General features: G+C 59.2%; 17 protein-coding genes. 4 read left to right on the top strand and 13 right to left on the bottom strand.

Translation table 11 applies throughout. From position 1 onward, the window contains the following. Positions 1-26 precede the first annotated feature (26 nt). The 12 genes from DQN55_RS19725 to DQN55_RS19670 all read right to left on the bottom strand — a co-directional run bounded on the left by DQN55_RS19725 (position 27) and on the right by DQN55_RS19670 (position 14821). A complete protein-coding gene (locus DQN55_RS19725) occupies positions 27-623 on the bottom strand; it encodes a MarC family protein (RefSeq protein WP_048382678.1) in 597 nt (198 codons plus the stop codon). Between the two features lie 62 nt (positions 624-685). After that, positions 686-3472 carry a hybrid sensor histidine kinase/response regulator gene (locus DQN55_RS19720; RefSeq protein WP_048382677.1) on the bottom strand — a complete coding sequence of 929 codons (2787 nt, stop codon included), beginning with the start codon at positions 3470-3472 and terminating at the stop codon, positions 686-688. Between the two features lie 105 nt (positions 3473-3577). After that, a complete protein-coding gene (purD, locus tag DQN55_RS19715) occupies positions 3578-4870 on the bottom strand; it encodes a phosphoribosylamine--glycine ligase (RefSeq protein ID WP_048382676.1) in 1293 nt (430 codons plus the stop codon). 152 nt (positions 4871-5022) lie between these two features. Then, positions 5023-6630: a bifunctional phosphoribosylaminoimidazolecarboxamide formyltransferase/IMP cyclohydrolase gene (gene purH / locus DQN55_RS19710; protein WP_048382675.1), complete on the bottom strand. Its 1608-nt coding sequence runs from the start codon at positions 6628-6630 to the stop codon at positions 5023-5025. A gap of 81 nt (positions 6631-6711) precedes the next feature. Then, positions 6712-7032, bottom strand: coding sequence for a DNA-binding transcriptional regulator Fis (fis, locus tag DQN55_RS19705; RefSeq protein ID WP_003439210.1), 321 nt, complete (start codon positions 7030-7032; stop codon positions 6712-6714). Further along, positions 7029-8042, bottom strand: coding sequence for a tRNA dihydrouridine synthase DusB (gene dusB, locus DQN55_RS19700; protein WP_048382674.1), 1014 nt, complete (start codon positions 8040-8042; stop codon positions 7029-7031). The genes fis and dusB overlap by 4 nt, the downstream gene beginning before the upstream one ends. A 196-nt stretch (positions 8043-8238) precedes the next feature. Then, positions 8239-9507, bottom strand: a complete 1269-nt coding sequence (locus tag DQN55_RS19695; RefSeq protein ID WP_048382673.1) for a DUF3426 domain-containing protein — start codon at positions 9505-9507, stop codon at positions 8239-8241. 30 nt (positions 9508-9537) lie between these two features. Next, a complete protein-coding gene (gene prmA / locus DQN55_RS19690; protein WP_048382672.1) occupies positions 9538-10416 on the bottom strand; it encodes a 50S ribosomal protein L11 methyltransferase in 879 nt (292 codons plus the stop codon). Positions 10417-10593: 177 nt separating this feature from the next. Then, positions 10594-11952 carry an acetyl-CoA carboxylase biotin carboxylase subunit gene (gene accC / locus DQN55_RS19685; RefSeq protein ID WP_048382671.1) on the bottom strand — a complete coding sequence of 453 codons (1359 nt, stop codon included), beginning with the start codon at positions 11950-11952 and terminating at the stop codon, positions 10594-10596. Positions 11953-11969: 17 nt separating this feature from the next. Further along, positions 11970-12431: an acetyl-CoA carboxylase biotin carboxyl carrier protein gene (gene accB / locus DQN55_RS19680; RefSeq protein WP_048382670.1), complete on the bottom strand. Its 462-nt coding sequence runs from the start codon at positions 12429-12431 to the stop codon at positions 11970-11972. 25 nt (positions 12432-12456) lie between these two features. Then, positions 12457-12912: a type II 3-dehydroquinate dehydratase gene (gene aroQ / locus DQN55_RS19675; protein WP_048382669.1), complete on the bottom strand. Its 456-nt coding sequence runs from the start codon at positions 12910-12912 to the stop codon at positions 12457-12459. A 130-nt stretch (positions 12913-13042) separates the two neighbouring features. After that, positions 13043-14821, bottom strand: coding sequence for a protein-disulfide reductase DsbD (locus DQN55_RS19670; RefSeq protein WP_048382900.1), 1779 nt, complete (start codon positions 14819-14821; stop codon positions 13043-13045). 273 nt (positions 14822-15094) lie between these two features. On the opposite strand from DQN55_RS19670, the gene DQN55_RS19665 reads away from it, so the two are divergent. The 4 genes from DQN55_RS19665 (at position 15095) to speA (ending at position 19512) form a co-directional block, all read left to right on the top strand. Then, positions 15095-16162, top strand: coding sequence for a DUF2333 family protein (locus DQN55_RS19665; RefSeq protein WP_048382668.1), 1068 nt, complete (start codon positions 15095-15097; stop codon positions 16160-16162). Between the two features lie 3 nt (positions 16163-16165). Next, a complete protein-coding gene (locus DQN55_RS19660; protein ID WP_048382667.1) occupies positions 16166-16708 on the top strand; it encodes an NUDIX hydrolase in 543 nt (180 codons plus the stop codon). 299 nt (positions 16709-17007) lie between these two features. Beyond that, positions 17008-17379: a translation initiation factor Sui1 gene (locus DQN55_RS19655; RefSeq protein WP_048382666.1), complete on the top strand. Its 372-nt coding sequence runs from the start codon at positions 17008-17010 to the stop codon at positions 17377-17379. 219 nt (positions 17380-17598) lie between these two features. Beyond that, positions 17599-19512, top strand: a complete 1914-nt coding sequence (gene speA, locus DQN55_RS19650) for an arginine decarboxylase (RefSeq protein ID WP_048382665.1) — start codon at positions 17599-17601, stop codon at positions 19510-19512. A gap of 64 nt (positions 19513-19576) precedes the next feature. Here the strand turns inward: speA and DQN55_RS19645 are convergent, their stop codons facing one another. Beyond that, entirely contained in the window at positions 19577-20920 is a 1344-nt protein-coding gene (locus DQN55_RS19645) for an MATE family efflux transporter (protein WP_048382664.1), read from the bottom strand. Positions 20921-21277: the final 357 nt, after the last annotated feature.

Genomic DNA, 21277 nt, shown 5'->3' with positions numbered 1-21277 from the left:
ACCATTCGCCCGGTTGTGGGGGTGGCTCAGGGCACCATGTAGCCCCGGATGCCGGTAAAGATGATCTGTGCGGCAAGGGCGCAGACGAACAGCCCCATCAGGCGACTGACGATCTGCAGCCCTTGCTCCCCCAAAATGCGTTCAATCCGGCCGGACAGGTAAAGCACTACGCCAACGGTCAGGCTGGCCAGCGCAATACTCACAATGGCCATCAACTTGTCGTCCCAGTGCGGCTGCCCGACCCCCATCACCAGCAACGCACCGATAGTGCCCGGCCCTACGGTCAGCGGGATGGTCAGCGGTACGATGGTGACGTCCTGGTTTACGTTGTCAGTCTGTACTGCAGACTTGCCCTGAGCCATGCCCAGGGCGGAGATGAACAGCACGCTACCGGCGCCGATGCGGAACGCATCCACAGTGATGCCAAAGACGTTGAAAATCACCCGGCCAAAGAGGTACAGCAATACGCTTGAGACCAGTGTCGCCAGTGCGACCTTCCAGGCCAGGTACCGGCGCTCTTTTTTAGAATAACCACGCGTCAGGCTGATAAAGCACGACAGCACGAAGAACGGGCTGTAGAGCACCAGCATCTTCAAGTACACACTGAATAACACATGGAGCATGGTCGGAGCTCACATAGAAGGAGGGCGCCGAAAGTCTATCAGGCTGCCAACAATCTGTCGGCTTACGTCTGGTTCCACTGGGCATGAGGTTCACGCAGCTCGCGTTGCGCGACCCAATACTCCACCAGCTCACGCAGTTGGGACAGTTCTACCGGCTTGGCCATGTGGCCGTCCATTCCAGCCTGTCGGGCGCGCTCTTTGTGTTCGCTCAGAATGTGCGCGGTCAATGCCACCACCGGCGTACGAACGCGTTGGTGGCTGACTTCCCAGGCCCGGAGTTGTTCGGTCGCCGAAAACCCGTCGAGTACCGGCATTTCACAGTCCATCAGCACCAGGTCGTAGCGATGGGCTTTCATGGCTTGCAAGGCTTCTTCGCCATTACAGGCGTTATCGGGTTGCACGTTGAGCTTGCCCAGCATCCCGCGGATGACCTTGGTGGAGATGTTGTTGTCTTCGACCACCAGAATACGGAAGTCGGCGGGCACTGAGACGGGCGCAGCCGCCGGGCCATTGTTGGCCGTTTGTGCAGCGCTATGGCCCTTGTTGCGTTGGGTCAGCTCATCGGCCAGGGTAGTTTTCAGGGTGTAACCTGCCACGGGCTTGGCCAGGATGCGCTTGATTCCGCAGTTACGGGCGATGATCTTGCTCGGTGCGTTACTGATCCCGGTGAGCATGATCAACAAAATATCGTGATTCAGGCTCGGGTCTTCCTTGATCTTGGCAGCCAGTTGCATGCCGGTCATGCCGGGCATGTTCTGGTCCAGCAAAACGATATCGAAGTAATCACGCAGATGAGCTTTGGTGCGCAGCACGGCGAGGGCTTCTTTGCCCGACGCTGCGGCACTGACATTCAAGCCCCAGGCCGAGCACTGCTGCACCAGCACTTTGCGGCAGGTGTCGTTGTCATCGACCACCAGCACTCGAGCCCCCTTGAGCGGGCTGTCGAGGTCGGAAGTCGGGTGTTCGAGGTGTTGTGGGTCCAGAGGCAAGGTCAGCCAGAGATTGCTGCCCGTGGTCTGCCCGGTCTTTATCCCGAATTCTCCACCCATCAGCATGATCAGCTGGCGTGCAATCACCAGCCCCAGATGACCACCCAAGCGGGTAGCGGCAAGGAAGTTCTTGCTGTGCAGTTCGGCGTGCAACAGGGCCTCGCGCTCCTGATCATCCATTGGTTGGCCGGAATCCTGAATGGCAATCCGTAACCGTGGCGGGCCACTGCGTTCTTCCAGGGCCACGACGATGAGAATCTCGCCTTCGGTGGTTTTCTTCAGGGAGCTTTCAAGCAGACTTAACAGGGTTTGGCGCAAGCGCGTAGGGTCGCCACTAATGACGCGCGGGACTTGTGGCTGAATGAAACTGATGAGCTCGACATTCTGCTGCTCGGCCTTGGTACGGAAAATGTTCAGGCAGTCTTCGATCAATGCGTTGAGGTCGAACTGCACATCATCCAGTTCAATTTGCCCCGATTCGAGTTTGGAAATATCAAGTATTTCGTTAATCAGCGTCAGTAGTTCATTACCAGCGCTGTGGATGGTCTGCACGTAGTCACGTTGTTTGACCGACAACGGTGTCCCCAGCAACAGCTCGGTCATGCCCAGTACACCGTTCATGGGGGTGCGGATCTCATGGCTGATCTTGGACAGAAATTCGGTCTTGGCATTGACCTCAGCGTTACTGGCTGCCAGGTCGCGACTGATGCTGAACTGACTTTCAGTGATGCTGCGGTTGCGTTCGCTCAAGGCAACACTCATCAGGCAGCCGCTGATACAGACCACCAGCATCAGCGCCAGAATCAGCTCTTGCGGGGCAATCAGCGTCAAACTCACGAGTGCAGGCAGAATCACCAAAGTGCCAATATTGAATAGCACCATGGCCGCCACGAACAGACGGGCAGGGCGGTAGCCCTTTTGCCAGTGATAAGCCGCAACCAGCAGGATGCTCAGGCTGGCCAGCCCGACCAGGCCGTAGGTCATCAGGTTCAATGGCAGGGTGTCGATAAACAGCAACAGCAAGCCACCGAGGGTGATGATCAGAATGTCGGCCAACAACAGTTTATTCAGCGGATGCGGGCCACGGGGCGAGAAGAAGGTGTAGGTAAACATCAGCCCGCAAGGCGCAGTGATCAGCAAGGCCAGATAGGCGCCGGGAGTGTGTGTGATACGCCAGTCCGGGAGCCAGTCCCCTAGCAAGTTCAAGAACAGCACAGTACTGCTCAGGAGCAGGATTTCACAGATAGCGAGCCACAGGCTGCTGATGGAACGGGTGAAGGCAAATCGCAGAAGATTATGCAGTACCAGCATGATCAGGCAGCCGAGCAGTAGGCCATAGAGCAAGGGCATGCCTTGGTTTGCGGCAAGCATGACGGCGGTGTCCAGTGTTATATGCGGGCGTACCTGGTGGTCGGAGACCAGTCGCAGGTAAACATCGAGTTCATGAGGGCTCTGAGGCAAGGGCAACAGGTAGTCGCTGCTCGGCAGAGGTTTTTGTGCCTGGGTCAGGTCATTGCCCGTGGTGATTTCGTTGATCAGTTTTTGATCATCGAGGACGTACATGTCCAACCGAGCCAGGTCGGGTGCAAAGATCCGCACAACCTGTTGGTTTTTTTGGGGCTGTAACCGAAAGCGCAGCCAAAGGGCCTCGCCGGGTTCAGCGGCGGCCAATTGTTCGAGTTCGATGGGACTGAATTGATTGGTAAATCGTGCAGAGCGAACATCGCTCAGTTGCAGGTCACCCTGGGGGTCCGGCAGGACTGACCAGGTACTGCCTGTGGCTGAATGTGCCGGCAGCGAGACGAGCAAAGCGGTCAGCAAACTCACAGTTAAAGCTATGGCGATCCTGAGCCAGCGCAAGGCGAAATCCCTTCGTAAAGTGAAGCCAGAGGTGAACTATGCGCGGCGCTGGAACAGTTAGGCAAGGGCTGGGTGCCCCCGCCTATCCGTATGGATTGTTTATTTCTAGACGTCGCCACGTTCGCGTGCAATGGCTCGGTAGCCGATGTCGTTACGGTAGAAGCAGCCGTCCCACTCGATGGCTTTGGCCAGTGCATACGCTTGCTGTTGAGCGGCCTCAACCGTGTCGCCCATGGCTGTAGCGCACAGTACGCGACCGCCGGAAGTGACCACTTCACCCGCATCGTCAAGGGCCGTGCCTGCGTGGAAAACCTTGCCTTCCAGTTGTGCAGCCGCATCCAGACCGTGGATCACGGCCCCTTTAGCGTAGTCGCCAGGGTAGCCGCCGGCGGCCAGTACGATACCCAGGCTCGGACGTGGATCCCACTGAGCTTCTACCTTGTCCAGAGCTTGAGCCAGTGCGGCTTCGACCAGCAGGACCAGGCTCGACTGCAGGCGCAACATGACCGGTTGGGTTTCCGGGTCACCGAAGCGGCAGTTGAACTCGATGACTTTCGGGTTGCCCGCTTTGTCGATCATCAGGCCGGCATACAGGAAACCGGTGTAGACGTTGCCTTCTTCAGCCATGCCGCGCACGGTCGGCCAGATCACCAGATCCATGACGCGCTTGTGGACGTCGGCCGTGACCACTGGAGCAGGGGAGTAAGCACCCATGCCGCCCGTATTAGGGCCGGTGTCAGCGTCGCCAACACGTTTGTGGTCCTGGCTGGTCGCCATTGGCAATACGTTCTTGCCATCGACCATGACGATGAAGCTGGCTTCTTCGCCGTCGAGAAACTCTTCGATCACGACGCGTGAGCCGGCTTCGCCAAACGCATTGCCTGCAAGCATGTCGCGCACGGCGTCTTCGGCTTCTGCCAGGGTCATGGCGACGATAACGCCTTTGCCCGCGGCCAGGCCATCAGCCTTGATCACGATCGGTGCACCGACCTTTTGCAGGTAAGCCAGCGCAGGTTCGATTTCAGTGAAGTTCTGGTAGTCGGCGGTCGGGATCTTGTGACGCGCCAGGAAGTCCTTGGTGAATGCCTTGGAGCCTTCCAGCTGGGCAGCGCCCGCGGTCGGGCCGAAGCAGTCGAGGCCACGGGAGCGGAACAGGTCCACGACACCGGCAACCAGTGGTACTTCCGGGCCAACGATGGTCAGGGAAACATTTTTCTCGGCAAAGTCAGCCAGTTGCTCAAGGGCCAGCACGTCGATCGCGACGTTTTCGCACTTGGCCTCAATGGCGGTACCGGCGTTGCCCGGGGCAACGAATACTTTGGCCACACGTGGGTCCTGAGCGACTTTCCAGGCCAGAGCGTGTTCGCGGCCACCGCTGCCAATGATCAAAACATTCATTTCAAAAACCTCGGATGACGCTGAATTCGGGAATTCTATGTTCTGTAGGAGCGAGCGTGCTCGCGATCGCATCACCACGGCCCAGATGGCTGGACCGTGTCGCCTGCATCGCGAGCAAGTTCGCGCCTACAGAGGCATGGGGAAGCGGTGTTTTAGTGGCGGAAGTGACGCATGCCGGTGAACACCATGGCAATGCCGGCTTCATCGGCAGCAGCAATCACTTCGTTATCGCGCATCGAGCCGCCTGGCTGGATCACCGCAGTGATACCGGCCTTGGCCGCGTTGTCCAGACCGTCACGGAACGGGAAGAATGCGTCCGATGCCATGACCGAGCCTTGAACCTGCAAGCCAGCATGTTCGGCCTTGATCGCAGCGATACGGGCCGAGTTTACGCGGCTCATCTGGCCCGCGCCGACACCGATGGTCTGACGGTTCTTGGCGTAGACGATGGCGTTGGATTTCACGTACTTGGCCACTTTCCAGGCGAAAATCAGGTCGTTGATCTCTTGCTCGGTCGGTGCGCGCTTGGTCACGACTTTCAGGTCTTCGCTGCCGATCATCTGGATGTCGCGGCTTTGTACCAGCAAACCGCCATTCACGCGTTTGAAGTCCCAGGCCGGAGTGCGCTCTGCGCTCCACTCGCCGCATGCCAGCAGGCGTACGTTGGCTTTGGCAGCCACGATAGCGCGGGCTTCTTCGCTGACGGACGGGGCGATGATGACTTCGACGAACTGACGCTCAACGATAGCCTTGGCCGTTTCGGCGTCCAGCTCGCGGTTGAATGCAATGATGCCGCCGAATGCCGATTCGGTATCAGTCGCGTAGGCCAGTTCGTAAGCCTGACGGATGCCGCCTTCGGCGTCCGGGCTGACTGCCACGCCGCACGGGTTGGCGTGCTTGACGATAACGCAGGCGGGTTTGACGAAGCTTTTTACGCATTCCAGTGCGGCATCGGTGTCTGCCACGTTGTTGAAGGACAGTTCCTTGCCTTGCAACTGGGTCGCGGTGGAGATGCTGACTTCGGCAGGCTTGGCTTCAACATAGAACGCCGCGCTCTGGTGCGGGTTCTCGCCGTAGCGCATTTCCTGAGCCTTGATGAACTGGCTGTTGAAGGTGCGCGGGAACTGGCTGCGACCTTCGGTGCTCAGGGTTTCTGCGGCCTGGTTCACGGTGCCCAGGTAGTTGGCGATCATGCCGTCATAGGCTGCGGTGTGCTCGAACGCCTTGAGCATCAGGTCGAAGCGCTGGGCGTAGGTCAGGCCACCGGCCTTGAGGTTTTGCAGGACGTTGGCGTAATCGCTGGCATTCACCACGATGGCCACGTCTTTGTGGTTTTTGGCAGCCGAACGGACCATGGTCGGGCCGCCGATATCGATATTTTCGATCGCGGTCGGCAGGTCGCAGCCTGGCTTGGAGATGGTGGCTTCGAACGGGTAGAGGTTGACGGCTACCAGGTCGATCGGCTTGATGCCGTGCTCGTTCATGATGGCGTCGTCAATGCCGCGACGGCCGAGGATGCCGCCGTGGATTTTCGGGTGCAGGGTTTTCACCCGACCGTCCATCATTTCCGCGAAGCCGGTGTAGTCAGCAACTTCAACTGCAGCCACGCCGTTATCTTGCAGCAGCTTGAACGTGCCGCCGGTGGACAGGATCTCGACGCCGAGGGCTTCCAGTTCACGGGCGAAATCAAGGATTCCGGTTTTGTCGGAAACGCTGATTAGAGCGCGGCGGATCGGCAGGCGGGTAGTCTGATCGGTCATCTCGATTTCCATCAAAAGCAAAGGAGTCAGCAAAAAAGGCGGCCCGTTTTACCAGGACGCCTTTCAGGTTTGATTGAATGCTTACAGCAGATCGTACTGTTTGAGTTTTTTGCGCAAGGTACCGCGGTTCAGTCCCAGTAACTCGGATGCTTTGGTCTGGTTGCCCTTGACGTAGTTCATGACGCACTCGAGCAAGGGGGCCTCGACTTCTGAAAGCACCAGGTTGTACACGTCCGTAACTTCAGCGCCCTCCAGATGGGCGAAATAATTGTGCAGCGCCTTTTCGACACTCCCGCGAAGGGTCTGACCTTCTTCGCTTGGTGTATTGAGGTGCTGTTTCAAGTTGACGTTGTCGCTCACGGGCGTTGTTCCACTCACTAATGTCTCGGTCATCATCGTCATGCGGCCACCCATCCTTCGTCCCCTGTCACCAGGCTCTTGTGTCGTTCGGCGAAAAACGCCTGAACGTTGGCGCATTGTGCTTCCGTATCTTCTAAACGATTGAAGTGGGCGCGAAACTCCTTGGCGCCCGGCAAGGTTGCGAGATACCAGCCGACATGCTTGCGGGCAATACGTACGCCCAGCACCTCCCCATAGAAGGCATGCAATGCGGCCAGATGCTCTAGCAGAATACGTTCCACTTCGCTCATCTGCGGTGCCGGCAAGAGTTGCCCGGTACGCAAAAAGTGATCAACTTCGCGGAAAATCCAGGGCCGCCCCTGGGCCGCCCTGCCAATCAAAAGTCCGTCGGCGCCGGTTGCTTGCAGCACATGCCGGGCCTTGTGGGGTGAATCGATGTCGCCATTGGCAAACACCGGGATCGACACGGCCTGCTTGATCGCGGCGATGGTGTCGTACTCGGCTTCGCCGGTGTAAAGGTCGGCCCGGGTTCGGCCATGCACTGCCAGTGCTTGAATCCCGGCCTGTTCGGCAATTTTTGCCACCGTAAGGCCGTTTTTGTTGTCCCGGTCCCAGCCGGTACGGATTTTCAGGGTGACCGGCACATCAACTGCGGCCACAACGGCCTGCAGGATCTCGTTCACCAATGCTTCATCTTTCAATAACGCGGAGCCGGCGGCCTTGTTGCAAACCTTCTTGGCCGGGCAACCCATGTTGATGTCAATAATCTGTGCGCCCAGTTCCACATTGGCTCTGGCGGCGTCTGCCAGCATTTGCGCGTCACCGCCGGCAATCTGTACCGAGCGGGGCTCGGGATCACCGTCGTGAATCATGCGCAGGCGCGATTTGCGACTGTTCCAGAGACTCATGTCGCTGGTGACCATTTCCGAAACAACCAGGCCTGCGCCCATCCGTCGACAAAGCTGACGAAAGGGCTGGTCTGTGACGCCCGCCATCGGGGCGAGAATCAAACCGTTATGTAATGTATATGGGCCGATGCGTACCGCCGACATAGGACTTCCCTGTTGTGGGGCCGGATCTTGGGAGTTCGAAAAAGGGTTGGCATGATACCCGCTCTCGATGACTGGATAAAGACTGAACTGGATAAAAATTGAACAACCCGTGGCAAGTTGCTTGCTTGAACCGCCAGCTCGCAGAGGTCAACTCATGGCCGCAAGCGTGTCGCTGGCCACTAAAAACGCGTGAGGTTCATTCCGGGGAGTGAAAGCTGAGGCTGTAGTTAACCGCCTTGGGGCCCGGATCAAGGATGTCCAGAGCAATATGGATAGGGGTTTGTGGTGGCATTTCGGCCTTGGCCAGGTCGCCGCTCAGGTACTCGCCGGGTTTGAAGCGGCGACTGGCAATCATTTTGCCATTGAGGTCGGCGAAGCGCATTTCCAGCAAGGGGAACGGCTGGGAGAACGGCGCGCGGTTATACAGGATGGCATCGACTACCAGTGCCCCGGCGAACTCAGGGTGGCTGCGCACCACCAGGTTGCTGCTTTTGATCCGGTCAATATCGACCTTTGAAGGTACGGTGCAGCCGATCAGTGGGCACACTTGCTGAAAGTAAGGGCGGTACAGGTCCTGTCGGGCCAGCTCCTCGAAGTGGTAGGCAATGTACTGGCCGGCCAGCGCGCCACCCGCCAACAGCACCAGCAAGCCCCAGAGCAGGCGCTTGCCCCAAGGGCTGCGGCGCTTTTTCCAGTCCAGGTGCAGGGGCGTGTCGACCAGATCCAGCAGCATGTCATCGCGTATGCCCGGTTCGTTGCGTCTGGATTTGTCTTTGCCGGCAGGGGCCGCCTCAACAATCTCTTCGTCTTCGTCTTCGTCTTCGTCTTCGTCATCGGTTGCTGACAGGCGTTCGCCGATCAGCGGCGGCTCCTGTTCATCATCGTCCATCGACAACCTGAGTTGCGGGGTGTCGTCGAGATCGTCGATGTCGAGAGACAGGGACGGCTCGGTGCGTTCGGATGTGTTTGGCTCGAGGGGCTTTGCTGCGGCCTGTGCCGCCAGCGCCGAGGTTTCGGCGCGCTCGGCAGCAGAGTCGCTGAACAGGCTGTCAGACCATTCGCTTTCCTCTGCGTCGGAGGTTTCGCGCCGCGCACTCAGCGAAGGGTCTTTGGGTTTGTGCGGTTGGCCGAAGCTTTTGCTGGGCTGGATTTCAAGTTCTTCAAGCCTGGCCAGTTCTTCGTCCAGATCCAGATGGTCGAGGTCGAGCTCGGTCGCCTGCCACGGTGTCGGTTCGGCGGCCTTGGGCGTAGCGGGCGGCGCGATGGTCGCGGGTGCCACAGCAGCGGGCGTCGCGACCGGTGGCTGCTCTGTTTCAGTGCTTTTATTCAGCAGTTGCTGTGCGGCATTGAACACTTGCAGGCAGGCGCCACAGCGCACCACGCCGCGCGCCATGCTCAATTGAGCATGGTTGACGCGGAAGCTGGTTTGGCAATGCGGGCACTGTGTAACGAAGCTATCGCTCATGCGGCCATCCGGATTAGTCAGGCGTGCATTCTAGCGCCGACGGCCACTGATGCGCACCCAGCCGTCGCGATTGGCGATAGGGTCAAGGTCGAAATCCCTGGCGTAGGCAGCCGCCACTTCTTCGCCCTGTTCGGCGAGGATACCCGACAATGCCAGGCGGCCACCGGGTTTGACCAGGCTCGACAGTTGTGGTGCCAGTGCGACCAATGGCCCGGCGAGGATATTGGCGACCACGACATCGGCCTGAACCTGTGGCAGGTCTTCGGGCAGGTACAGCGGAAACAGGGCCGGCTCGATGTTGTTGCGTCCGGCGTTATCGCGCGAGGCTTCCAGCGCCTGTACATCGATATCGGTGCCGATGGCCTCCTTGGCGCCCAGCAGCAGGGCGGCGATGGCCAGAATCCCCGAGCCGCAGCCGAAGTCCAGCACGTTGCAGTCCTTGAGGTCCTGACCGTCGAGCCATTCCAGGCACAGCGCGGTGGTCGGGTGGGTGCCGGTGCCAAACGCCAGGCCCGGATCGAGCAGCAGGTTCACGGCGCCCGGCTCGGGAGCTGCGTGCCAGCTGGGTACGATCCACAGGCGCTGGCCGAAGCGCATCGGGTGGAAGTTGTCCATCCAGCTGCGTTCCCAATCCTGGTCTTCGATGACTTCGGCGTGGTGCTCGGGCAAGGGCGAGCCGGTCAGCAGTTCCAGATGGGACAGAACGAGTTTGGCTTCGGTGCCGCCTTCGAACAGTGCCAGCAAGTGGGTGTGCGACCACAGTGGGGTGGTGTTGAGTTCAGGTTCAAAGATCGGTTGATCTTCGGCGTCCATGAACGTGACCGAAACAGCGCCGACTTCGAGGAAAGCGTCTTCGTAGGTTTCGGCTTGTTCCGGGCTGATGGCGAGGCGTACTTGCAGCCAAGGCATGGCGGGCACCTTTGAATTAAGAGGAATATGCAGCCTGTCGGGCCGCGAAAGCGCGCAAGTTTACGCGAGCAGGGGCGTGGCGGGTAATCAAAATACGATGAAGCGCCTGGCGGGCGTCAGCAAAACCCGTAAACAACAAAGCCGCTCGAAAGCGGCTTTGTTGATCAGAAAACAAACTTACTGGTTAGCCAGTTTGTGTTCCAGGTAGTGAATGTTGACGCCGCCTTCGCAGAAGCCTTCGTCATTCACCAGATCACGGTGCAGCGGGATGTTGGTTTTGATCCCGTCGACCACGATCTCGTCCAGGGCATTGCGCATGCGCGCCATGGCTTCGTCACGGGTCGAGCCCCAGGTGATCAGCTTGCCGATCAGGGAGTCGTAGTTGGACGGAACCTTGTAGCCGCTGTACAGGTGCGAATCGACGCGAACGCCGTTGCCGCCTGGTGCGTGGAAGTGCTTGACCATGCCCGGGCTCGGCATGAACGTCGCCGGGTCTTCAGCGTTGATCCGGCATTCCAGCGAGTGACCGTGGATTTTTACGTCGTCCTGGCTGAAGGTCAGCTTGTTGCCTGCCGCAATGCTCAACATCTCTTTGAGGATGTCGATGCCGGTGACCATTTCGGAAACCGGGTGCTCTACCTGCACGCGAGTGTTCATCTCGATGAAGTAGAAGCGACCATTTTCGTACAGGAACTCGAACGTGCCTGCGCCGCGGTAGTTGATGTCGATACACGCCTGAACGCAACGCGCCAGAACTTCTGCGCGTGCGGTCTCGTCAATGCCGGGTGCCGGTGCTTCTTCCAGAACCTTTTGGTGACGACGCTGCAGCGAGCAATCGCGGTCGCCCAGGTGGATCGCATTGCCCTGGCCGTCGGAAAGCACCTGAACTTCCACGTGACGTGGGTTGGTCAGGTATTTTTCGAGGTAGACCATCGGGTTGCTGAACCAGGCGCCTGCTTCTTCGCGGGTCTGCTTGGCTGCTTCGATCAGGTCTTCTTCGCGGTGCACAACGCGCATGCCGCGACCACCGCCGCCGCCAGCGGCCTTGATGATCACCGGGTAGCCGACTTCACGGCCAATGCGCAGTGCGGTTTCTTCGTCTTCAGGCAACGGGCCGTCAGAACCCGGAACCGTCGGAACGCCTGCCGCGATCATCGCGTGCTTGGCCGACACCTTGTCGCCCATCAGGCGGATGGTATCGGCTTTAGGACCGATGAAGGCAAAGCCGGATTTCTCGACTTGCTCGGCGAAGTCGGCGTTTTCAGCCAAAAAGCCGTAGCCCGGGTGAATCGCCGTGGCGCCGGTAACTTCAGCGGCCGCGATGATTGCCGGAATGTGCAGGTAAGACAGGTTGGCTGGTGCCGGACCGATGCAGACGGTTTCGTCCGCCAGGCCCAGGTGCATCAGTTCCTTGTCGGCAGTGGAGTACACTGCGACGGTCTTGATGCCCAGTTCCTTGCACGCCCGCAGGATACGCAAGGCGATTTCACCGCGGTTGGCGATAAGAACTTTTTCCAGCTTCTGAGGCTTCAACATCGTTGGCTCCCCGTGGTTCAAACGATGGTGAACAGCGGTTGGTCGAACTCAACCGGCTGACCGTTTTCTACCAGGATGGATTCGATAACACCGGCTTTTTCAGCCTGGATGTGGTTCATCATTTTCATCGCTTCAACGATGCAAATGGTGTCGCCGACCTTAACGGTCTGGCCCACTTCAACGAAGGCTGGCGAAGTTGGCGCCGGGGTGCGGTAGAACGTACCGACCATTGGCGACTTGACCACAAAACCGTTCAGTTTCGGGGCGGCCGGAGCTTCGGTGATGGTAGCAACCGGGGTTGCGGCGACCGGAGCGGCAGCGGCTGGCGCTTGCATTGGAGCAGGCGCGTAGAACTGCTGGGCTGGAGTCTTGCTGTGACGGCTGATGCGTACGGACTCTTCGCCTTCTTTGATTTCCAGCTCGTCGATACCGGACTCTTCCAGCAGCTCGATCAGTTTCTTAACTTTACGGATATCCATGAATCGTCAACTCCCAATGGGTCGGTCAGGGGCGTTTAGCTTGTAGTTCAAGCTGTTCCAGGGCGGCCTCCAAGGCCAGTCGATAACCGCTGGCGCCAAGGCCGCAGATCACACCTACCGCAACGTCGGAGAAGTAGGAGTGATGGCGGAAAGGTTCGCGTTTGTGCACGTTAGACAAATGCACTTCGATGAATGGGATGCTCACTGCCAGCAACGCGTCACGTAATGCCACGCTGGTGTGGGTAAAAGCAGCCGGGTTGATCAAAATAAAATCCACCCCTTCATCGCGGGCGGCATGAATCCGGTCGATCAATTCATACTCGGCATTGCTTTGCAGATAGAGCAAATGGTGACCGGCATTACGGGCCCGCTGCTCCAGATCCTGATTGATTTGCGCCAGGGTAGTCGCGCCGTAGACGCCCGGCTCACGGGTGCCGAGCAGGTTCAGGTTGGGGCCGTGCAGCACCAGAAAGGTCGCCATCTGCTGTTCCTTGTTATGTGTGTGCAGTTGTCAGTGCCGGGCGACTATGCCGAAAAGCGGATTCGCTGTCCAGTTAACTGCAATAGCCAGCACAATGACCGATGTTCGCGAAAAGTTTGTGACTGGAGCTCTAGTTCTGGTCATTCGCGTTCGCGACACGTTCGGCGAAGTCCGCCGCATTGATCTCGCCGATGACCCGCTGGTCACTTATTTCGGCGCCATTTTTACCAAAGAACATCAGCGCCGGAGGACCGAACAAGTGGTAGTGATCGAGCAGGGCACGCTGCTCGGGATTGCTGGCCGTCATGTCGAAGCGAATCATCCGGTAGCCTTTGAGCAAAGCGAGCACACGCGGGTTGTCCAGCACTTCATGTTCAATCACCTTGCAACTGATGCACCAGTCGGCGTACCAGTCCAGCAACAACGGTTGGCCTGCTGCCCTGGCTTCGGCCAGCGCGTTATCCAGCTCGGCGGGCGTGCTGATGCTGAGCCATTGGCCTGCCTGTTGCGGGGCGGCCGGTGTGGCGTTGCTGATCGATTGCGAAGGGCCGAGAGGATTCAGCGGGTTGCCCTGGCCATTGAGAGCGCCGTACCAGCAGGCCAGGCCATAAACCAGCAGCATCAGGCCTAGCAGTTGGGCGAGGCGCTGGCGCGGAGTTTTGTGGGTCAGCTCCAGGGTGCCCAGGAACAGGCTCACGCCCACCGCCAGCAAACCGATCAGCAGCAAGGTGATCGGCCCAGGCAGCACGCGGCTGAGCAAGCCAATGGCCAGGCCTAGCAGCAACACGCCGATCGCATTTTTGACGCTGACCAGCCACGGCCCGCTCTTTGGCAGCCATGCTGCACCGCCAGTGGCCACCAGCAGCAGCGGAGCGCCCATGCCCAGGCCCAGCGCGAACAATTTCAAACCGCCGCCTAAGGCATCGCCGCTGGCGCTGATATAGAGCAAGGCACCGGCCAGTGGTGCTGACACACAGGGCGATACCAGTAAGCTGGAGACCACGCCCAGCACGGCAGCGCCCCACAGCGATCCGCCCTGGGTGCGATTGGCGACGCGATCCAGGCGGTTGCTGATGGCTTGCGGCAACTTCAGCTCGAATACGCCAAACATCGCCAGGGCAAAAATGGCGAAGAACAGGGCAAACGGGACCAGCACCCACACCGATTGCAGACGGGCCTGCAGATTGAGTTGAGCGCCGAACATGCCCATCAGCGCCCCCAGCAGTGCAAAGCACGCCGCCATGGGCAATACGTAGGCCAGAGACAGGCTGAAACCGCGCAGGCCGCCCACCTGACCGCGTAATACCACGCCTGACAGAATCGGCAGCATAGGCAGCACGCAGGGGGTAAAGGTCAGCCCAAGGCCGGCGAGGAAAAACAGCGCCAGTTCGCGCCAGCTCCAGGACGTTGCCGGCATGCTGCTGTCATTGGCGGGTGCTGAAACGGTCGTGCCATCGATGCTCAGGCGTTCGGTTTCAGGCGGGTAGCACAACCCTTTGTCGGCGCAGCCCTGGTAGGTGACCAGCAGGGTGAAGGCACGTGAGTCGTTGGTCGGGCGGGGTACTTCAACATCGAGAATGCCGTGATACACCTCGACATCGCCAAAGTACTCATCGTGCTTGGCTTCGCCGGGCGGCAATTGCGCAGTACCCAGTGCGATGCCGGCGGGTTCGGTCTTGAAGCCGAACTTGTGCCGGTACAGGTAATAACCTTCGGTGGGGACAAAACGCAGCGTGATCGTTTCGGGAGTGCTGTCGATCAGGTTCAGCTTGAACGCTTCTCGCACGGGTAAAAAATCGCTGCTGTTATTGATCGCCCCCAGGGTGGCGCTGGGGCGGTTATCCAGCAGCCCGGCGCCAAAGGCTGGCACGGCAAACAACACACACAGGATCAACATCAGGCGGCGCATGGCAATCTCGCAAATCAAACGTGCGGCCATGATAACGGAGTGGGTCGATCGGCGCAGGTGCAGGTCAAAAACCGACCCTCAATGCGTCTGTCTCGTTTGAGTGTCTGGATACCGGAACGCCGCACGTGCATAGGCGTGGCTGCGAGCTTGTTCTATAGTGCCGTGCTGTAGCGCCCGGCCCGGCTTCTGTGTGATTAAAAAGCATGTATGCAAGGCACGATGGGGTAGGGTTGTGGTCGAACCGTTGAATCAAGTATTGAAAAGGACATAGCCATGCTGGACTGGAAGAAGCGTGAGGGCAGCACCCGCGAATCGGTCAAGGAGACACCTGCAAAGCCGCATGGCTATTTCAAAAGCATTTTGTTGAGTCGCTCCATTGCCGTGCTGGTGGGCATTTATGTCCTGGTGTGCCTGGGGCTCGGGTGGTACTGGAGCCAGGAGCCGGCCCTGTTCCCGGTCCAGCAAGTGGCCCAACAGGCTGCCGAGAAAGACGGCAAGCAAATAGTCCCGGGTTTTACCACGGTTGAAACGCTCAAGGCCGTCGCCGGTACATTGCTCACCAAGCCGGGTGGCTACCTGTCCAATGACCGTTTTCCGCCGGGCGTGCTGCTCGACAATATCCCGAGCTGGGAATATGGCGTGCTGGTGCAAGTACGTGACCTGACCCGTGCCATGCGCAAAGACTTCGCCCGCTCGCAGTCGCAGTCGGCCGAAGATGCGGATCTGGCCAAGGCCGAGCCGCGGTTCAACTTCGATAACAAGAGCTGGATGCTGCCTTCCAGCGAGTCCGAGTTCCAGGAAGGGCTTAACTCACTGAGCCGTTATCAGGCGCGCCTGTCTGATCCTAATCAGAAAAACGCGTTGTTCTATGCCCGCGCCGATAACCTCAACAACTGGCTGGGTGATGTAGGGACCCGTCTGGGTTCGCTGTCGCAGCGTCTGTCGGCCAGCGTGGGTCGCGTCAAGCTCAACAGCACGCTGAAAACCGAAAGCCTGCAACCGGGCCAGGTGCCGGTGGTGGACGAGGAAATCGTCGAAACGCCGTGGATGCAGATCGACAACGTGTTCTATGAAGCGCGTGGTCAGGCGTGGGCCTTGTCCCACTTGCTGCGTGCCATTGAGGTCGACTTCGCCGATGTGCTGGCCAAAAAGAACGCGACGGTCAGTGTTCGTCAGATCATTCGTGAGCTGGAGGCCGCTCAGGAACCCGTCTGGAGCCCGATGATCCTCAACGGCAGCGGTTATGGCATGTTGGCCAACCACTCGCTGGTCATGGCCAACTATATTTCCCGGGCTAACGCAGCAGTCATGGACCTTCGTCAATTGCTCTCGCAAGGATAAAACATGGCGATCTCAGCTTCGGAAGCCGCGCACCGTGCGGCCTCCGATGTCGAACAGGTGGTGTGGGTCGACCGTGATGACCGGATCCTGGGTGCTTTGCCGCGCCATGAGCTGCGTGAGCGCAGCCTGATCGGGCGCGGCACGTTTATCCTGCTGTTCAACAGCTCTGGCGAGTTGTGCGTGCATCAGCGCACCCAGAGCAAGGCGCTGTATCCCGGGTATTGGGATGTGGCGGCGGGCGGCATGGTGGGGGTTGATGAAAGCTATGCCGAGTCGGCTTCCCGTGAACTGGCAGAAGAGTTGGGCGTGAGCGGTGTGTCGTTGATCGCCCACGACCGGTTTTACTTCGAAGGCCCGGAAAACCATCTCTGGTGTGCCGTGTTTTCGGCCGTGTGGGACGGGCCGCTGCAGATCCAGCCCGAAGAAGTCCAGCACGCCCATTTCCTCCCGGTGTCCGAGGCCTTGCGCTTGAGTGAACTGCAACCCTATTGCCCGGATTCACTGGATGCGCTGAAGCGTTACCTGATGCGCAAAGGCGCCCTGTAGCGCGTAATGTGTAGCCGCGGACGAGTAGAACGAGGCCGCGTCCGGCGGCGTAGCCGAGGTGCGCAGGCTGCGGCACTTGATTGGCAACAGAGTATCCATAGGTTTGCGTGAAATTTTGCGCCGATTGGCTCTTGGGCAGCGGGACATTTGTCGTTACACTGCGCGACCTTTTTCACGCTCAAGCCGTTTTTCGCTTGAGTTGCGCTGCCCCTGCCAGAGTGGGGCTTCGCGGTCGGTAGAGCGCGACGCATCAGCGTCATGCACCGGCCAATTTCTTGTCCTCCAAATGAGGATTGCCGGTGGCCAAAAAAGCCGCATCCTTCGCCGCCCTGGGTGGCCTGGTATTTTCCACCGACGCAGGTCGTCACTGTCCGGACTGTAGCCAGCCGGTGGCCGCCTGTACCTGCAAACAAACCCAAATCCCCGACGGTGATGGCATTGCTCGCGTACGTCGCGAAAGCAAAGGCCGTGGCGGCAAGACGGTTACGACGATAACCGGCGTGCCGCTGGCTGAAGACGCGCTCAAGGAGTTGGCCACGGCGTTGAAAAAACGCTGCGGTACCGGCGGTGCGTTGAAGGACGGCATCATCGAGATTCAGGGCGATCACGTCGAACTGCTGCTGGGCGAGCTGGTAAAGCACGGGTTCAAGGCCAGGAAGTCCGGCGGTTAGCAGCCTCTGTGAAGACCACCGCGTCGCCGACCTGTCGCCCTCCGGGGGCTGACAGGGCACGCGCGCCATGGCTTTCACAGAGCCTGTTCTGACGGGTTTCTAAACTCCGCGCTGTTGTCAGGGTCTACCCTGCACAGACTCTAATCGTCACTTTCACTCTTTAGACTGCGCCAACCTGCTCTCAGGCTGGGCTATTTGACTTATTTATAGGGGACTTCAATGTCCGTACGACGCACACGCAAAGACGATGGCAGCCAATGGACAGTTGCGGACAGCCGCAGTGTTTATGGGATTCGCCATTGGGGGGCCGGATATTTCGCGATCAATGAAGCCGGTCGCGTAGAAGTACGTCCGAACGGCCCGAACAGCTCGCCCATCGATCTGTACGAGCAAGTCGACGAACTGCGTAAAAGTGGCTTGTCTTTGCCATTGCTGGTGCGTTTTCCGGATATTTTGCAAGACCGTGTACGGCAGTTGACCGGCGCCTTCGATGCCAACATCGAGCGTCTGGAATACCAGAGCCAGTACACCGCGCTGTACCCGATCAAGGTTAACCAGCAAGAAGCCGTGATCGAGAACATCATCGCTACCCAGGATGTTTCGATTGGTCTGGAAGCCGGGTCCAAGCCTGAGTTGTTGGCTGTGCTGGCGCTGGCCCCCAAGGGCGGCACCATCGTCTGCAACGGTTACAAGGACCGTGAGTTCATCCGTCTGGCATTGATGGGCCAGAAGCTGGGCCACAACGTCTTTATCGTGATCGAGAAAGAGTCTGAAGTAGACCTCGTGATCGAAGAAGCTGCCTCGCTCAAGGTCAAGCCGCAGGTCGGCTTGCGCGTACGCCTGTCATCCCTTGCGTCGAGCAAATGGGCTGACACCGGTGGCGAAAAATCCAAGTTCGGTTTGTCTGCCGCGCAATTGCTGTCGGTGGTTGAACGCTTCCGTGCCGCTGGCCTGGATCAGGGCATTCGTCTGTTGCACTTCCATATGGGTTCGCAGATCGCCAACCTGGCCGACTACCAGCACGGTTTCAAAGAAGCGATCCGTTACTACGGCGAACTGCGCAACCTTGGCCTGCCGGTCGATCACATCGACGTGGGCGGCGGTCTGGGCGTGGACTACGACGGTACGCACTCGCGCAACGCCAGTTCGATCAACTACGACATGGACGACTACGCCGGTGTCGTGGTGGGCATGCTCAAGGAGTTCTGCGACGCGCAAAGCCTGCCGCACCCGCATATCTTCTCTGAAAGCGGCCGTTCGCTGACCGCTCACCACGCCATGCTGGTGGTGCAAGTCACCGACGTCGAGAAACACAACGACGACGTGCCGGTGATCGAGAATAAAGAAAGCCTGCCCGAAACCGTTCAGTGGCTGGTTGACCTGCTGGGTCCGACCGACATCGAGATGGTCACCGAGACCTACTGGCGCGCGACGCACTACATGAGCGACGTGGCGGCCCAGTACGCCGACGGCAAAATCACCCTGTCTGAAAAAGCCCTGGCCGAGCAGTGCTACTTCGCGGTCTGCCGTCGCCTGCATAACTCGTTGAAAGCGCGTCAGCGTTCCCACCGTCAGGTGCTCGACGAGCTCAACGACAAGCTGGCTGACAAGTACATCTGCAACTTCTCGGTATTCCAGAGCCTGCCGGACACCTGGGCGATTGGCCAGGTCTTGCCGATCCTGCCGCTGCACCGTCTCAACGAAGAGCCGCTGCGCCGTGCGGTACTGCAAGACTTGACCTGCGATTCCGACGGCAAGATCAAGCAATACGTCGACGAGCAGAGCATCGAAACCAGCTTGCCGGTTCACGGGCTGAACGAAGGCGAGGATTACTTGCTGGGTATCTTCCTGGTGGGCGCTTACCAGGAAATCCTGGGTGACATGCATAACCTGTTCGGTGACACCGACTCGGTGAACATCTACCAGAATCCGGATGGCAGTGTTTACCACGCCGGTATCGAGACCCACGACACCATCGAGGACATGCTGCGCTATGTGCACTTGTCGCCCGAAGAGTTGATGACTCATTACCGTGACAAGGTGGCCAGCGCCAATATCAGCACCAAAGAGCGCACTCAGTACCTGGATGCTTTGCGCCTGGGCCTGACCCGCTCGTCGTACCTGTCTTCGTAAGTTTCTCGAAGCCTTGAAAAACGCCGCCTCCTGAAGGGGAGCGGCGTTTTTTTATGCCTGTCGATCAAGGGTTGAACCATTGATCCTTGCGCTGCATGTTCCACGCATAGACACCCAGCGTCAGGCTGCGCAGCACCATGAACAGCAGGAAACTTATCCACAGGCCGTGGTTGCCAAAGCTGTGCAAGGCCCAGGCTACCGGGAAGGCGAGGAGCACGCTAATCACCATGGCATCGCGCATTTCACGGGCGCGGGTGGCGCCGATAAACAGCCCGTCGAGCAGGTAGCTCCACACGGCAATCAGCGGTAACAGCGCCAGATAAGGGACGTACTGGAAGGCGGTTTCGCGCACGCTCGGGATGTCGGTCTGCAGCTCGATGAATAAATGCCCGCCGAGCCAGAACAGCAGGGCAAAGCCCAGGCTCGCCAGCAAAGACCATCCACAGGCCACCACCATCGAACGGCGCAATGCCTGGCGGTCCCGGGCGCCGATGGCGTGTCCGCATAACGCTTCTACGGCGTGAGCCAAGCCATCCAGGGCGTGGGCCGCCAGGAGCAGGCCATTGAGCAACAGCGCGTTGGCAGCCACCGTGGCATCACCCAGGCGTGCGCCTTGCAGGGTGATCAGGAAAAACACGGACTGCAGCATCAGGCTGCGGATAAAAATATCGCGGTTGACCCCCAGCAGCGGTTTCCAGTTTTGCCACACCCGCAGCGCGGCCCACAGCAGGACGCCCGGGTACTTGCGCAATGCACTGCGGGTCAGCCACAGGCCCAGCAGGGCGCCGCTCCATTCAGCAATCACCGAGGCCCGTGCCGAACCGACCACCCCCCAATCGAGACCGAGGACAAACCACAGGTTCAGCGCAATGTTCACCAGGTTCGTGGTCAGCAGAATGGCCAGCGGTGCCCGGGCGTTTTGCGTGCCCAGGAACCAGCCGACCAGGGCATAGGTGGCCAGCGCCCCCGGCAGACCGAACAGGCGGGTGTGGAAGAAGTCCAGGGTCAGCCCATGCAACTCGGCCGACGGCTGCATGACGCTGAGCGCCACCCCGCTGAAGGGAATCGCAATCATCCCCAGCACCATCGACAGCAGCACACTGAGCAGCAGGCCTTGCAGCAGGATTTGCCGAAGCGCCGTGCCGTCTCCGCGTCCGGCGGCCTGAGCGGCAAACCCGGTGGTGCCCATGCGCAAGAAGCCCATTGCCCAGGCCAGAAAGACATACAGACTGGAGCCCACCGCGACGGCGCCCAACTGATGGGCGTGGGGCAAGTGGCCGATGACGGTGCTGTCGACCAGCGCCACCAGCGGAACAGAGATATTCGACAGAATCATCGGCGCCGCCAACGCCCACACCCGGCGATGGGTCGGACGGTCGCGCCAGTCAGCTAGTAAGGAAGAGGACATGCAGGCTCCTTTGGGGAGCGGCATTGTAGCGGGACGACGCAGTTCTGTAGCCGCTGACGAGGCACGAAGGCTGCACAGCAGCTGCAAAACCTGGCTGCTCGGTCCATCTGACACTCCAAGTTACGTAGTCAAATCAAGTTACGTAGTCAAATTGACCGGTAGAGATAGTCAGCCACATGCTCCTTGGCCTGACATATAGCCAGGCAGTAACTCAGGATGAAAAAAGCCGATTCTGATGACCCTTTGTTTCGCAGGCCTATGGGAGGCTCACTTCCGAACGGCGGAGCCTCATGGGCTGCGTGGAACAAACCCTCTGTACCTATGCCTATATACATTCCAAGAGATGAGTGGCCGTCC

Source organism: Pseudomonas taetrolens (genome assembly GCF_900475285.1).
Classification (GTDB): domain Bacteria; phylum Pseudomonadota; class Gammaproteobacteria; order Pseudomonadales; family Pseudomonadaceae; genus Aquipseudomonas; species Aquipseudomonas taetrolens.
The sequence above is the reverse complement of the archived record's forward strand: the minus strand, read 5'-3'. Positions and strand labels throughout refer to the sequence as shown.